We start from the raw sequence: 13,352 nt of genomic DNA on the forward strand, positions 1-13,352 counted from the left end.
GTGCGCCATGTCGGCCGACATGGAACTCGCACCGGTCGGAGCATGGGCCCGCGGATTACCGTTCCGTTATCCGTGCCCCCTCGCAACCGGCCTTCACACGCCTGAATCACGAAACCCGCGTCGCACGCTTGCCGTCACGCGTAAAGACGCGCGCCGCTTCCGGCGAGGCGGCGCCGGCCTCGCGCAAGCCCTTCACGCGCGCGCCGAGATATCGCGCGAGACGCCACCCGCGAATCGCCAGCAGGCCCCACAGCGAATTGACGGTTCGCACGGTCCATGCGGTGGACGCCTCGCCGCGCGACCAGTAAGCCTTGAAGCGTTCGTTTCCCACGCCGAAATCGAGATCGAAGCCATTGTCGAACGCCCATTTGACGCATGCCTCGACCGCGACGAGGCCAGGGCAGCATCGACCGTAGTACGGGGCGTAACCGGCAAAGATCGCGCTCGCCCAGGGGTTGCCCACACTGACGATGATCGCGGCCACCGGCGCTTCGTTCAGCGTGACCACGATCAGGCGCGCCATCGAAGGCACGTCGGGCGAATGGATCAGCTTGGCCAGAAAACACTCGTACTCGGGCGAATCGAGCCACGCGCTACGCTTGCCGACGCGATCGCTCCAACTGCGTTTGCAGTTGAGCATCCATTCGACGATGGACGCGGTTTCGCTCTCCTCGGCCGGGTCGACGACGCGCACGGCCACCTTGCCTTCCCTGGACAAGCGTTTCGCAAAGCCGCCGGGCCGCTTGCCGAACAAGGTGCCGAGCGTGCGGCAATAGTCGTCCCAGCCGTTCCGCTCGCCCCGGCCGCGCAGTCTCGCGGCAAACGCGTTGTGGGCCTCGGCGAACAACACGCTGCGTTCCCGCGACACGAGCGTGTACAGCTCGAGCGTCTCCCGCACGTATTGCAGATGGATGAAATCGGCGCCGCAGCGTCGGCGCGCGGTGTCCCACGCGCCGGCAATCAAGGCCGGCGCCGCTTCGCCGTCCTGCACGAGCACGCTCGTGTAGTCGCCGCCTTCGGGCCCGAGCGGCACGAGGTACGTCCAGAGCGCGCGTCTGCACGTCTCCAGCGGCCAGATCATGACCAGTTGCCCGCCCTCGCGGCACACGATGCATTTGAGCCTGCGGCCATGCGGCTTCGACACGTGCCGCCATGCCAGCCAGCAATAGCTGAACGACTGGTAGTAGTGGCCGTGCGCCCTCGACCACAGCACGTCCCATTCGCGCTGCAACGCGCGAAATGCGGCTTCGTCGCTGATGACCTCGTAGCGCCGCGCTGTCCGCGCCGCGTGCGCTGGCTGCATGGTTCTCTCTCCCTATCGACTCACGACAAGCCGGGCCGCTTTCGTTGTCCACGCCCGGTCGATGCGAAGGCACGCCAGCGTGGATCGAAACCGATGAGACGAGCATGCACTGAGCGTGTGCCGAGGTGTGTGCGCCGCCGCACGCTGACCCACGCCGGACCGGCGCTCGCACCCGAAGCTGTTATTCTTCCCACTCTTCCGACCGTCACCTGGTCGCCTGCCGTCCATGAGCGGCATCCCCAAGCGGCGCGCTCACGCGCCCGGCATCCGAGAGACAGGAATTTGCATGTTCGGTTTTCTGCGCGGCTATTTTTCCAACGACCTCGCCATCGACCTCGGCACGTCGAACACGCTGATCTATATGCGCGGCAAGGGCATCGTGCTCGACGAGCCCTCGGTGGTCTCGATCCGTCAGGAAGGCGGACCGAACGGCAAGAAGATCATTCTCGCCGTCGGCAAGGAAGCCAAGCAGATGCTCGGCAAGGTGCCGGGCAACATCGAGGCGATCCGCCCGATGAAGGACGGCGTGATCGCCGACTTCAACATCACCCAGCAGATGATCAAGCGCTTCATTCAGATGGCGCATGAATCGCGAGTCTTCGCGCCGTCGCCGCGCATCGTCATCTGCGTGCCGTGCGGGTCGACCCAGGTGGAGCGGCGCGCGATCAAGGAAGCCGCGCACAGCGCCGGGGCCTCGCAGGTGTATCTGATCGAGGAGCCGATGGCCGCGGCCACCGGCGCGGGCTTGCCGGTCTCGGAAGCCACCGGCTCGATGGTGGTCGACATCGGCGGCGGCACCACCGAGGTCGGCGTGATCTCGCTCGGCGGCATCGTCTATAAAGGCTCCGTGCGCGTGGGCGGCGACAAGTTCGACGACGCGATCGTCAACTACATTCGCCGCAACTACGGCATGCTGATCGGCGAACAGACGGCCGAGTCGATCAAGAAGCAGATCGGCTCCGCGTTTCCCGGCTCCGAAGTCAAGGAGATGGAGGTCAAGGGGCGCAACATGTCGGAGGGGATTCCGCGCAGCTTCACGGTATCGAGCAACGAAGTGCTCGAAGCGCTGACCGATCCGCTCAACCAGATCGTCTCCGCCGTGAAGATCGCGCTCGAACAGACGCCGCCGGAACTCGGCGCCGACATCGCCGAGCGCGGCATCATGCTGGCGGGCGGCGGCGCGCTGCTGCGCGATCTGGACCGGCTGCTCGCCGAGGAAACCGGCCTGCCGGTGTTCGTCGCCGAAGCGCCGCTGACCTGCGTGGTGCGCGGCTCGGGCATGGCGCTCGAACGCATCGACAAGTTCGGCGGCGCGTTCTCTTACGAGTGAAGGCCGCGAGGCGGCCAGCCTCGATAACCTGATCTCTCTCGCGCGCGCCGATTTTTTCCACGGCGCGCGCGAACTTATACTCCGTACTCCGACGAGCGCACTCGCGCTTCATTTCCGCAGCGGAGCAGCGATGTCCGACACCCAACTCGCCCGCTCGAACGGCGGCATGGTCACCAGCCCGCACGGGTTGGCGAGCGAGGCCGGCCGCGAGGTCTTGCGCGCGGGCGGCAATGCGATCGAAGCCGCGATTGCGATCGGCGCGGCGCTCTGCGTGACCTATCCGCATTTCACCGGCCTGGGCGGCGACGCCTTCTGGGTGATCGGCGATGGCGACGGCATGCTGCGCACGCTGTCGGGCATCGGCCAGGCCGCCGCCGAGTTGCCGGCGCAGACAACCTCGCCCGGCGCGATTCCCTTGCGCGGCGCGGCAGCGGCGCTCACCACGGCGGCCACCGTCGATACATGGGCACAGGCTTACGAGATCAGCAAAAGCGCATGGGGTGGCGAGCAGTCGTGGTCGTCGCTATTCGACCGCGCGCTCGGCCATGCAAGCGAGGGTTTCCCTGTCACGCCCTCGCAGCATTTCTGGCAAAGCCTGCGTGCCGATGAATTGCGCGCGCTGCCCGGCTTCGCGGCGACCTTCGCCCCGAATGGCGTGATTCCCGCGATCGGCGAGCGCTTCGCGCAGCCGGCGCTCGCCCGAAGCCTCGAACGGATTGCCCGCTTCGGCGCGCGCGAATTCTATAACGGCGAACTCGCGGAGCGCATCGCCCGCGGCTTGCAGCAGGCCGGTTCGCCATTGAGCGCAAGCGACCTTGCGAGAACCCGCGCGCGCGACGAAGCGCCATTACGCGTGCCCTATCGCGGCGGCGAACTGGTGAGCCTGCGCCCGCCCACGCAAGGCGTGACCACCTTGCAGATCATGGGCACGCTAGCGCGCTTCGACCTTGGCGCGATTCCCGAAGGCAGCGCCGATTACTACCATCTATTGGTGGAAGCAGTGAAATGCGCGTTCGTGGATCGCGACCGTTTGGTGTCCGACCCGGAGTTCAACGACGTGCCGGTCGACGACATGTTGTCGCCGGCCACGCTCGACGCGCACGCGCGCTCGATCGACCTGCGCGCGGCGCGTGCATGGCCGCATGTTTTCCGTCCGGGCGACACCGTGTTCATCGGCGCGACCGACCGCCACGGCCGCAGCGTCAGCGTGTTGCAAACGGTGTATTTCGACTGGGGCAGCGGCGTGGTGGCGGGCGACACCGGCATTCTGTGGCACAACCGCGGCGCGTCGTTCAGCACGCACCCCGCGCATCACAACGTGATCGAGCCCGGCAAGCGGCCGTTCCATACGCTCAATCCGGGCATGTATCTGCAAGACGGCCGCCCGCGCTTGCTGTTCGGCACGCAAGGCGCCGATGGTCAGCCGCAAACGCTGGCCGCGGTGCTCACGCGCCTGATCGATTACGGCATGGACCCGCTCAGCGCCCTCGCCCGTCCGCGCTTTCTGCTCGGCAAGACCTTCTCCGATACGCGCGACGCGTTGAAGCTCGAAGAGGACGCCGGCGCCGACGTGTTCGCGGCGCTCGCCGCGCGCGGTCACGAGGTGAGTGCGATCGCGGCGCAGAGTCCGTTGGCGGGTCATCCAGGCGTGATTCGAATCGAGGCGGATGGATCGGCCTCGGGCGCGCATGATCCGCGCAGCGACGGGCGCGCGCTCGGCGTGTAGCTCGGCGTCCAGCAACCGCGGCGTTCAGGCTTCGGGCCGGCTGGCTCAACCCAGCGTGAAACGGTCGCGCGTCGTGACATAGTCGCTCGCGCCGAAGCGGCCCACCGGAAAGTAGTGCTGCAAACGCACGCGCCAGGTCCCGGTATCGATCAGTTCATCGCGTGCATGCAGCCGATGCACCCGGCCGATGAAAATCTGCCGGCTGGCCGTTTCCAGCGTTTCCCACGTGGTGCATTCGAAGGCCACCGGCGCTTCGGCGATGCGCGGCGGCGCGACGTGCGTGCTCGGCACCGGCGTCAAGCCGACCGCGGCAAGCTCGCTCACATTGGGCGGCAACCGCTCGCCGCAGCGATGCATTTTCTCCGCGATCGCTTCGTCCGCGAGATGCACGACGAATTCGCCCGTGCGCACGATATTCACGGCGGTGTCCTTCAGCGTGCCGTCGGCCACGCGATTGACGCTGATCATCACGATCGGCGGTTCCTCGCCGAGCATGTTGAACATCGAAAAAGGCGCCGCGTTGACGGTGCCATCCGCGCCGAGCGTGGTGACGAGCGCGATGGGACGCGGCACGATCAGGCTCGCCATCAGCTTGTAGCGCTGATATTCGGTGATCGCTGCGAAATCGATTTCCATGTTCGTGCCTAGGTTCGAGTCGCGTGTCCGGCGATGCCGAGCAACTGGCCGAGGCTCTTTTCGCCGCGCATCCGCGATGTTTCGATGCGCTCTTCGAGGTGGCGCAAATGCGCTTCCATATGCGCCATCGCGCCCGCCGCGTCGCGCGCTTCCAGGCAAGCGACGATCGCCGCATGTTCCGCGTGCTCGCAAGGCGCATTGCCGGGCGGTTCATATACGCCGAGGATCAGCGAGCAGCGCGAGACCAGTTCCCTCAGGTAGTTCTGCAAAATCGAATTGCCCGCCAGCGCCGCGATCTGCATATGAAAGCCGCTGGCGAGCGTCGCCCATGAAGGCTGATCGAAGCGATGCATCGCCTCGTGCTCGCTCGCGAGTTGCTGGCGCAACGCCTCGATGTCATTTGCGCTCGCGCGCTGCACCGCGAGCTCGACCAGCATCCGCTCGACGGAGCGCCGCGCTTCGAAAATCTCGCGCGTTTCCTCCGGCGTGGGCTCGGCGATGACCGCGCCCTTGTTCGGACGCAGCACGACGATGCCGTCATACGCGAGCTTTTCCAGCACGCGCCGCACCACCGCGCGGCCCACGCCGAACAGGTGGCACAACTCGGGCTCCGGCAGCTTGGTGCCCGGCGTCAGACGATGATTCAGCACGCCGTCGAAGATGGATTGATAGATGCGCGCGTCGACGTCCGCGTCGTCTTTCGGCGCTTTCCTCGCGGCGGCCGCGCCGGCTTTCGCGCTCATGCAAGCGCGGCGCGCAGCGCGCCGTCCCGCTCCAGTTGATCCATGTGCCGCGCGATCGCGCCTGGCGTGGTGAACCAGACGTCGCCTGTGCTGCGCGCCGCGGCGATATGCTGGAGTGCGCGGCGCAAATGCCGCAAGCGATACGGCTGCCCCACCAGATAAGGATGCAGCGCGACGCCCATCACGAGCGCCTGCGGCTGCGCGCCGCGATTGGCCTGTTCGAGCATCTCGTCGAACTGATCGACGATCATGTCGGCGAACGCGCGGCCATCCATGTGACGGCCCACCATCATCGGCAAATCGTTGAGTTCCTGCGGATACGGAATCGACCAGAGCGGCGCGCCGCGCGTTGTCATGCGCACGGGGCGGTCGTCGTGGCACCAGTTCAGCGTGTAGCGGTAGCCGGTTTCGGCGAGCAGGTCGGGCGTCGTATGCGACTCCGAGATCCACGGTGAGAGCCAGCCGTCTGGAGGCATGCCGGATTCTGCCGCGATACGTTCGCGGCAATGCAGAAGCAACTCGCGTTCGCCGCTTTCGTCGAGGTCGCTCTGGCGCTGCGCGTTCGTGTGGCCGTGGCCGATCAACTCATCGCCGCGCGCCGCGCAAGCCGCGATCAGTTCGGGACAGTGATCGTAGAGCGCGGTGTTGATGAGCGTGCCCACGGGCAGATCGAGTTGATCGAACAGTTCGATGCAGCGCCACGCGCCCACCCGATTGCCGTACTCGCGCCAGCTATGGTTGAGCACATCGGGTTGCGGCGAGACTGGGCCGAGCGCGGCGCCGAGCCCTCCGCCGAAAGCAAAATGCTCCAGGTTGAAGCCCAGATACACCGCGAGTCCGCTGCCGCCGGGCCAGCGGAACGCGTCGCTGTCGGTGATCGGCCGGTAGGCAAAGCGGCCGTGCGTGGCAAGCAAGCGATGCGCGCGGCTCGCGGCTGCGGGCACATTCCGTGTGTCGTTCATTTGAAGAAGCCGAGGGATGACGAAAAGCGACGCGGCGCGCCACGGATGAACCGGCTTGGCCGGTTCATGCCCCGCGACGGACCGAAGACGCACCGTGATCGCGCAAAACAATCCCGCCGATCGCTAACGATCGACGCCGCGGATCGTGTGCAATATGTGAGCCAACTCGTAGACGTTAGGCGCACCGCGCGTTTGCAATCGACGCGCGCGCCGGGGCAACGGATGGCACATGTCTTGCATTTGCATGGCTTCGCTTAGGGCCCCGCGTCGCGTCGACGCTTGCCTGCTCCGCGCCGTTTATGAGGACACCGCCTTCATGAGTCAACCTGCTTCGACCGTGCTCGAAACCAAGGCCGCCGACATCGAACTCGTGCACGTGTCGAAGCAATACGGCGACGCGCTCGCCGTCGACGCGATCGATCTGCGCATTGCGGGCGGCCAGTACTGCTGCCTGCTGGGCCCATCGGGCTGCGGCAAGACCTCGACGCTACGCATGATCGCCGGGCATGAATCCGTCAGCGAAGGCGACATTCTGATCGCGGGCCGCAATGTCACGCGCGCGGAACCCGCGGCCCGCGGCACCGCGATGGTGTTTCAGAACTATGCGCTGTTTCCGCATCTGAACGCGCTCGACAACGTGGCGTTCAGCCTGAAGATGCGCGGCGTCGCGAAGGACGTGCGCCGCAAGCGCGCGGGCGAATTGCTCGAACTGGTCGCGATGTCCGCGTATGCCGAACGCAAGCCGGCGCAACTCTCCGGCGGCCAGCAGCAACGCGTGGCGCTCGCGCGTGCGTTGCTGAATCAGCCCGGCTGCCTGCTGCTCGACGAACCGCTCTCCGCGCTCGACCCGTTCCTGCGTGTGCAGATGCGCGCCGAACTCAAGCGCTGGCAGAAAGAACTCGGCATCACGTTCGTGCACGTCACGCATTCGCAGGAAGAAGCGATGGCGCTGGCCGATCTCGTCGTCGTGATGAGCCACGGCCGCATCGAACAGAGCGGTACGCCGCATGAAGTATTCAACCGTCCGCGCACCGAATTCGTCGCGCGTTTTCTCGGCGGTCACAACGTCTTCAACACCAATGGCCGCTTGTTCACCGTGCGCGCCGATCATCTGCGGGTCGTGCCGCATGGCGTGACGCCGGTGCAGGCGGCGAGCAGCGACGGCGGCCTGGCTCGCATCGGCGGCGTGCCCTGCACGGTGCGCGAAGCGGAGTACCAGGGCACGCATTTGCGCATGACGCTCGATCCGCTCGACGGTTCGCCCGAACTGGTCTCGCTCGTGAGCGACGGCGACTATGACCCGGCGCGGCTCGGGCCGCAGGCGCGCGTGGTGGTGTGGTGGAACGAAAAGGACGCGCATCCGCTGGCGGCATGAGCATCGAGCCGCAGCGCCGCGACGCGGCGAACAACGTCCGATCGGGAACCACAAGCAAACGACAAGCGCACCACAAGCGCACGACAGGCAAACGACAAGCGAACGTCAACTGAGGAGAAAGCAATGAGTGAAGCGAACGAGAGCCCGGCAGCGGCCGCAGTGGATGTCAAGGAAACAGGCCTGTCGCGCCGCACGTTCATCAAGGGCGCGGTGGCGGCGGCCGGCATTGCCGGCTTCCCCTACGTGCATGCGCAGGAAAAGATCACGTTGCGCTATCTCGGCACGGCGGTCAATCAGAGCGCCGACATCGCGCGGAAATTCAAGGAGGACACCGGCATCGAGATTCAATACGTGCCCGTGACCACCGACGACGTCGCCAAGCGCATCATCACGCAGCCCAACTCGTTCGATATCGTCGACACCGAATATTTCGCGCTCAAGAAGCTGATTCCGGCCGGCACGCTCGCGGGCATGGACGCGAAGCGCATCAAGCTCGCCGACAAGATCACACCCGTGCTCACGCGTGGCGAAGTGAACGGCAAGAAGATCGGCGACCAGGGCACCGCGCCGAAAAAGGTCATGTTCCTGACCGGCCCGCGCTCCACCGAATTCTCCGCGACGCCCACCGAATGGATGACGCTGATCCCCACCACGTATAACGCGGACACGCTCGGCATTCGCCCCGACCTCATCAAGCGGCCGATCGACAGTTGGGCCGAACTGCTCAATCCGCAGTTCAAGGGCAAGGCCGCGCTTCTGAACATTCCCGCGATCGGCATCATGGATTCGGCCATGGCGATCGAGGCGATGGGTCATGTGAAATACGGCGACAAGGGCAACATGACCAAGGCCGAGATCGACCAGACCATCAAGATCCTGATCGAAGCCAAGCGCGCGGGCCAGTTCCGCGCGTTCTGGAAAGACTTCAACGAAAGCGTGAACCTGATGGCGTCCGGCGAGGTGGTGATTCAGTCGATGTGGTCGCCGGCCGTGACGAAGGTGCGCACGATGGGCGTGGCCTGCAAGTTCCAGCCGCTCAAGGAAGGCTATCGCTCATGGGCGTCGGGTTTTGGTTTTCCGCGCTCGCTGCAAGGCAAGAAGCTCGACGCCGCCTATGAGTTCGTCAACTGGTTCCAGAATGGCTGGGCGGGCGCCTACCTGATGCGCCAGGGCTATTACTCGGGCGTGCTCGAAACCGCGAAAGCGCACATGCAGCCGTATGAGTGGGACTACTGGATCGAAGGCAAGGCGGCGGCCAAAGACATCAAGGCGCCGGACGGCCAGTTGCTCGAAAAAGCCGGCGCCGTGCGCGACGGCGGCTCGTACACCCAGCGCATGGGCGCGATTGCGTGCTGGAACGCGGTGATGGACGAGAACATCTACATGGTTCAGAAGTGGAACGAGTTCATCGCGGCCTGATGAAGAGATAGACACCTCCTCATGGCAACGATCGACCTTCCCTCGCGCGCGCAGGACGAGCCCGTCAAGCACCGGCGCGCGCCGGCGTGGCTGCAGGCCACGCCGCTCTCGCTGACCTTCCTGCTGTTCTTCATTGTGCCGCTCGTCATCACGTTGATCGTCAGCTTCTGGGACTTCAACGAGTATCAGATCATCCCCGCGTTCACGCTGAAGAACTACGCGGCGATTTTCAACGGCTGTTCGTCGATGACCGACCTGTGCGTGACCTTCAAGACCTATTGGTCGACGCTCAGGTTCTGCGCGATCGTGTGGGCCACAACCTTGCTGCTCGGTTTTTCGATCGCTTATTTCCTCGCGTTTCATGTGCGCACGACGAGCATGCAGACGGTGCTGTTCCTCGTCTGCACGATTCCGTTCTGGACCTCGAACGTGATCCGCATGATTTCGTGGATGCCGCTGCTCGGCCGCAACGGCCTCGTCAATCAGGCGCTGCTCGGCGCGCATGTGATCGATCAGCCGCTCGAATGGCTGCTGTATTCGAACTTCTCGGTGGTGCTGGCGTTCGTGCATCTGTACACGTTCTTCATGATCGTGCCGATCTTCAACGCGATGATGCGCATCGACCGGTCGCTGCTCGAAGCCGCGCGCGATGCCGGCGCGAGCGGCTGGCAGGTGGTGCGCAACGTGGTGCTGCCGCTTTCGAAAACCGGCATCGTGATCGGCTCGATCTTCGTGATCACGATCGTGATGGGCGACTTCCTGACCGTCGGCGTGATGGGCGGCCAGCAGATCGCGTCGGTCGGCAAGATCATTCAGGTGCAGACCGGCTACCTGCAGTTTCCCGCCGCGGCGGCCAACGCGATCATTCTGCTGGCGGTGGTGCTGATGATCGTGTGGGCTTTGACGCGGGTGGTCGATATCCGCAAGGAGCTGTGAGGATGCAGATGGTTCGGCTCAAACATCGGGAACATCGTCCGGCCAGTTTCTATTGGCTCGCGCTGCTGTTCGGCCTGTTCGTGCTGTTTCTGTACGGGCCGGTGATCACGATTTTCATTCTGTCGTTTCAGGGGCCCGAGGGCGGGCTCACGTTTCCGATGCGCGGGGTTTCGCTGCACTGGTTCGCGGTGCTGCGCGACGGTGTGGGCGACATCGACATCTGGGCCGCGTTCGGGCGCTCGGTGCGGCTTGCGCTCGCCGTCACGATGCTGACCGTGGTGTTTTCCGTTGCCGCGGGATTGGCGTTTCGCCGGCGCTTTCGCGGCGATACGGCCGTGTTTTATGTATCCGTCGCCAGTTTGATCATGCCGTCCATTATCGTTTCGCTCGGCATCGGCTTGACGTTCCGGCTGCTCGATAACGGCGCGAAGTATCTCGCCACCGCGTGGGGCTATCAGTCGTTTGCCGACAGCTACACGACCTCGATGGGCCTGTTTTCTTCCGCGCTCGGCGCGCATTTGACGTGGACACTGCCGTTCGGTTTGCTGGTGATGTTCGCGGTGTTCAACCGTTTCAATCCCGCTTACGAAGAAGCGTCGCGCGATCTGGGCGCGACGCCGTGGCAGAGTTTCCGGCATGTGGTGCTGCCGATCATCGGACCTTCGGTGGTGGGCGTGGCGATGTTCGGCTTCACGCTCTCCTGGGACGAAATTGCCCGCACCTCGCAGGCGATCGGCGATCAGAATACGTTGCCGCTCGAACTTCAAGGCCTCACGACTTCGGTGACCACGCCGGTCATTTACGCGCTCGGCACGATGACCACGGTGCTCTCTCTGACGGTGATGGCGGTGTGTCTGATTTCGGTGCGGTTACTGGCACGCAGGCGCGCGGTCGCGGGAATGAAATAGCCCGCGTATCCGCGGATGCAAAAACCCAAAAACCATTTCACCGCCTGTTCTAAGAATCGGCCAAATACTTCGTTGCAAGGCAAGCGGCTCGTCCCGTACCGTTCTCTGATTGCGCCTCGCGCGCGCCTAGCATTGGAGAACGCATGTCAGCATCGGAGACGCACGACGGTCCGACTCACACTATCGCCGACGCCGCGCAACTGTTCGACGAAGATCATTTGACGCGGCGCTTTGCGCCCAGATTCGCGGCCGTATTCGAGCGCATTGCGCAGGGCGCCGTGGAACGTGAGCAGAAGCGCGAACTCGCCTACGCGCCCGTGGAATGGCTGCGTGAAGCCGGGTATACCAGGCTGCGTGTGCCCAAGGAGTATGGCGGCGAAGGCGTCTCGCTCACCGAATTCCTCGCGCTGGTCACGCGTCTCGGCGAGGCGGATTCGAATCTCCCGCAGATCCTGCGCGTGCATGGCGGCTTCATCGAATCGCTGCTGGAAAGCGGCGACGAACCGCTGCGCGACCGCTGGCTCTCGCGTATCGCGCAAGGCCAGATCGTCGGCGGCGCGGTGTCCGAGCGCACCGGCGTCACCAACAACAGCGTGCGCCTCACGCAAGCCGACGGTGCGTGGCATCTCGACGGCGAGAAGTACTACACCACCGGCACGCTGTACGCCGATTGGGTGGACGTCACCGCGCACGACGGACAAAGCGACGTGCGCGTACTCGTGAAGTCGGACGCGCCGGGTCTCGCCCGCATCGACGATTGGGACGGTTTCGGCCAGCGTCTCACCGGCAGCGGCACAGCGCGTTTCGACCATGTGCCGGTCGCGCCGGAGAATCTCTACCGGCGCTTCAACGCCGCGGAGCCGCGCCGCAACAGCCTGCTCACCGCGTATTACCAGGCGCTGCATGTCGCGAACCTCGCGGGTATCAGCCGGGCGGCGCTGCGCGATGCCGTGGCGTTCACGCAAGGCAAGACGCGGACCTTCGGCATTCCGGGCGAGTCGAGTCCGCGTGAGAATCCGCTGGTGCATCGCGTGGTGGGCCGCCTCGCGAGCCTCGCTTATTCGACGCAGAGCATCAGCACGTCGCTCGCGCGCGCGCTCGACGAAGTCTCGGCCGCGCGGCAGGAGGGCCGCACCGACGAAGCGACCTACATCCGCCTCGACATTCAGACCTTTCAGGCGCAGCAGATCGTGATCGAGCAGACGTTGCAAGCCGCCACGCTGCTGTTCGAAGTGGGCGGCGCATCGGCCACCAGCGAGACGCGCCGCTTCGACCGCTACTGGCGCAACGCGCGGGTGCTGGCGTCGCACAATCCGGCGATCATTCGCGAGGCCGCGATCGGTGATTTTTATCTGAACGGGCGCGCGCATGAGGAGCGCTTCGGCGTGGCGCGGCAGGCGGTGTCGGGGCGATAGCGCGGCACGGTTCATGTGGCGCGGCGTCGAGCGCATGCGCTAAGCTTGCGGAATCAACAGCCCTGACGAGCGACATGAAGACCCTGCCCGCCTACGAGCCTCCGGTCGATGAAGAACAGCTTTTGCTGAAGTGGATCCGGCGCGCGCGCGAATCGCAGATGAGCCATTACGACATGGCCGACCTGCTCTCCGCGCGTGAGCGCACGATGGGCTGGCTGGTGACCGCGTTGACCGCCTTCGTGGGCACGGCGGTATTTGCATCGTTGAATTCGACGGCCGTGTCGCCGGCGCTCAGAATCGTCGTGGGCCTCGTGAGCGTGACGGCCGCGGTCTCCGCCGCGCTGCAAACGTTCCTCAAATACGCCGAGCGCGCGGAGAAGCATCGCGCCGCCGGTGCGCGCTATGGCGCGGTGCGGCGCAAACTGGAAGCCGTCTTCGCAGGCGACGCCGACGCGCGCAACGGCCACTATCTGGCCGCGATACGCGAGGAACTCGACCGGCTCGCCGAAGATTCACCGAACGTGCCGCCGCGCGTGTTTTATCGCACGCAGCGAACGCTCGCCACCGACTCGCAGCGAAGCCGCGATGCGTGACAGCCT

General features: G+C 65.1%; 12 protein-coding genes. 8 read left to right on the forward strand and 4 right to left on the reverse strand.

The window, feature by feature from the left end; all coding sequences use genetic code 11:
* Positions 1 to 106 precede the first annotated feature (106 nt).
* Positions 107 to 1,303: a GNAT family N-acetyltransferase gene (locus tag ACOCG7_RS07665; RefSeq protein ID WP_421377539.1), complete on the reverse strand. Its 1,197-nt coding sequence runs from the start codon at positions 1,301 to 1,303 to the stop codon at positions 107 to 109.
* Between the two features lie 286 nt (positions 1,304 to 1,589).
* Between ACOCG7_RS07665 and ACOCG7_RS07670 the strand changes: the two genes are divergently transcribed.
* Both ACOCG7_RS07670 and ACOCG7_RS07675 read left to right on the forward strand, forming a co-directional pair.
* The gene (locus tag ACOCG7_RS07670; protein ID WP_073428388.1) at positions 1,590 to 2,633 is read left to right on the forward strand and encodes a rod shape-determining protein; all 1,044 of its coding nucleotides are present in this window, start codon (positions 1,590 to 1,592) and stop codon (positions 2,631 to 2,633) included.
* A gap of 130 nt (positions 2,634 to 2,763) precedes the next feature.
* On the forward strand, positions 2,764 to 4,359 hold the full coding sequence (locus ACOCG7_RS07675) for a gamma-glutamyltransferase family protein (RefSeq protein WP_421377541.1): 1,596 nt from the start codon (positions 2,764 to 2,766) through the stop codon (positions 4,357 to 4,359).
* A gap of 45 nt (positions 4,360 to 4,404) precedes the next feature.
* Here the strand turns inward: ACOCG7_RS07675 and ACOCG7_RS07680 are convergent, their stop codons facing one another.
* From ACOCG7_RS07680 to ACOCG7_RS07690, 3 genes are read right to left on the reverse strand one after another with little or no spacing between them, the layout of a single operon-like run.
* Positions 4,405 to 4,995: a flavin reductase family protein gene (locus tag ACOCG7_RS07680; protein WP_421377543.1), complete on the reverse strand. Its 591-nt coding sequence runs from the start codon at positions 4,993 to 4,995 to the stop codon at positions 4,405 to 4,407.
* A gap of 8 nt (positions 4,996 to 5,003) precedes the next feature.
* A complete protein-coding gene (locus tag ACOCG7_RS07685; protein ID WP_421377545.1) occupies positions 5,004 to 5,738 on the reverse strand; it encodes a GntR family transcriptional regulator in 735 nt (244 codons plus the stop codon).
* On the reverse strand, positions 5,735 to 6,700 hold the full coding sequence (locus tag ACOCG7_RS07690) for a polysaccharide deacetylase family protein (RefSeq protein ID WP_421377547.1): 966 nt from the start codon (positions 6,698 to 6,700) through the stop codon (positions 5,735 to 5,737). Before ACOCG7_RS07690 ends, ACOCG7_RS07685 begins: the two co-directional genes overlap by 4 nt.
* 316 nt (positions 6,701 to 7,016) lie before the next feature.
* On the opposite strand from ACOCG7_RS07690, the gene ACOCG7_RS07695 reads away from it, so the two are divergent.
* The 6 genes from ACOCG7_RS07695 (at position 7,017) to ACOCG7_RS07720 (ending at position 13,346) form a co-directional block, all read left to right on the forward strand.
* A complete protein-coding gene (locus tag ACOCG7_RS07695; protein ID WP_073428490.1) occupies positions 7,017 to 8,075 on the forward strand; it encodes an ABC transporter ATP-binding protein in 1,059 nt (352 codons plus the stop codon).
* 123 nt (positions 8,076 to 8,198) lie between these two features.
* Positions 8,199 to 9,494, forward strand: coding sequence for an ABC transporter substrate-binding protein (locus ACOCG7_RS07700; protein ID WP_154873261.1), 1,296 nt, complete (start codon positions 8,199 to 8,201; stop codon positions 9,492 to 9,494).
* A gap of 21 nt (positions 9,495 to 9,515) precedes the next feature.
* Positions 9,516 to 10,430, forward strand: coding sequence for an ABC transporter permease (locus tag ACOCG7_RS07705; RefSeq protein WP_310120638.1), 915 nt, complete (start codon positions 9,516 to 9,518; stop codon positions 10,428 to 10,430).
* 2 nt (positions 10,431 to 10,432) lie between these two features.
* Positions 10,433 to 11,338, forward strand: coding sequence for an ABC transporter permease (locus ACOCG7_RS07710; RefSeq protein WP_421377551.1), 906 nt, complete (start codon positions 10,433 to 10,435; stop codon positions 11,336 to 11,338).
* A 143-nt stretch (positions 11,339 to 11,481) separates the two neighbouring features.
* Positions 11,482 to 12,753, forward strand: a complete 1,272-nt coding sequence (locus ACOCG7_RS07715; RefSeq protein ID WP_421377553.1) for an acyl-CoA dehydrogenase family protein — start codon at positions 11,482 to 11,484, stop codon at positions 12,751 to 12,753.
* Positions 12,754 to 12,827: 74 nt separating this feature from the next.
* Positions 12,828 to 13,346 (forward strand): SLATT domain-containing protein, encoded by a 519-nt coding sequence (locus ACOCG7_RS07720; RefSeq protein WP_073428395.1) that lies wholly within the window; start codon positions 12,828 to 12,830, stop codon positions 13,344 to 13,346.
* Positions 13,347 to 13,352 lie beyond the last annotated feature (6 nt).

This window comes from Paraburkholderia sp. DD10 (assembly GCF_049177125.1).
Classification (GTDB): domain Bacteria; phylum Pseudomonadota; class Gammaproteobacteria; order Burkholderiales; family Burkholderiaceae; genus Paraburkholderia; species Paraburkholderia terricola.

Coding starts and splice junctions, on each gene's coding strand:
- ACOCG7_RS07705 (WP_310120638.1), top strand. CDS start 9,516: ATGGCAACGATCGACCTTCCCTCGCGCGCGCAGGACGAGCCCGTCAAG.
- ACOCG7_RS07710 (WP_421377551.1), top strand. CDS start 10,433: ATGCAGATGGTTCGGCTCAAACATCGGGAACATCGTCCGGCCAGTTTC.
- ACOCG7_RS07690 (WP_421377547.1), bottom strand. CDS start 6,700: ATGAACGACACACGGAATGTGCCCGCAGCCGCGAGCCGCGCGCATCGC.
- ACOCG7_RS07685 (WP_421377545.1), bottom strand. CDS start 5,738: ATGAGCGCGAAAGCCGGCGCGGCCGCCGCGAGGAAAGCGCCGAAAGAC.
- ACOCG7_RS07665 (WP_421377539.1), bottom strand. CDS start 1,303: ATGCAGCCAGCGCACGCGGCGCGGACAGCGCGGCGCTACGAGGTCATC.
- ACOCG7_RS07695 (WP_073428490.1), top strand. CDS start 7,017: ATGAGTCAACCTGCTTCGACCGTGCTCGAAACCAAGGCCGCCGACATC.
- ACOCG7_RS07700 (WP_154873261.1), top strand. CDS start 8,199: ATGAGTGAAGCGAACGAGAGCCCGGCAGCGGCCGCAGTGGATGTCAAG.
- ACOCG7_RS07680 (WP_421377543.1), bottom strand. CDS start 4,995: ATGGAAATCGATTTCGCAGCGATCACCGAATATCAGCGCTACAAGCTG.
- ACOCG7_RS07670 (WP_073428388.1), top strand. CDS start 1,590: ATGTTCGGTTTTCTGCGCGGCTATTTTTCCAACGACCTCGCCATCGAC.
- ACOCG7_RS07720 (WP_073428395.1), top strand. CDS start 12,828: ATGAAGACCCTGCCCGCCTACGAGCCTCCGGTCGATGAAGAACAGCTT.
- ACOCG7_RS07675 (WP_421377541.1), top strand. CDS start 2,764: ATGTCCGACACCCAACTCGCCCGCTCGAACGGCGGCATGGTCACCAGC.
- ACOCG7_RS07715 (WP_421377553.1), top strand. CDS start 11,482: ATGTCAGCATCGGAGACGCACGACGGTCCGACTCACACTATCGCCGAC.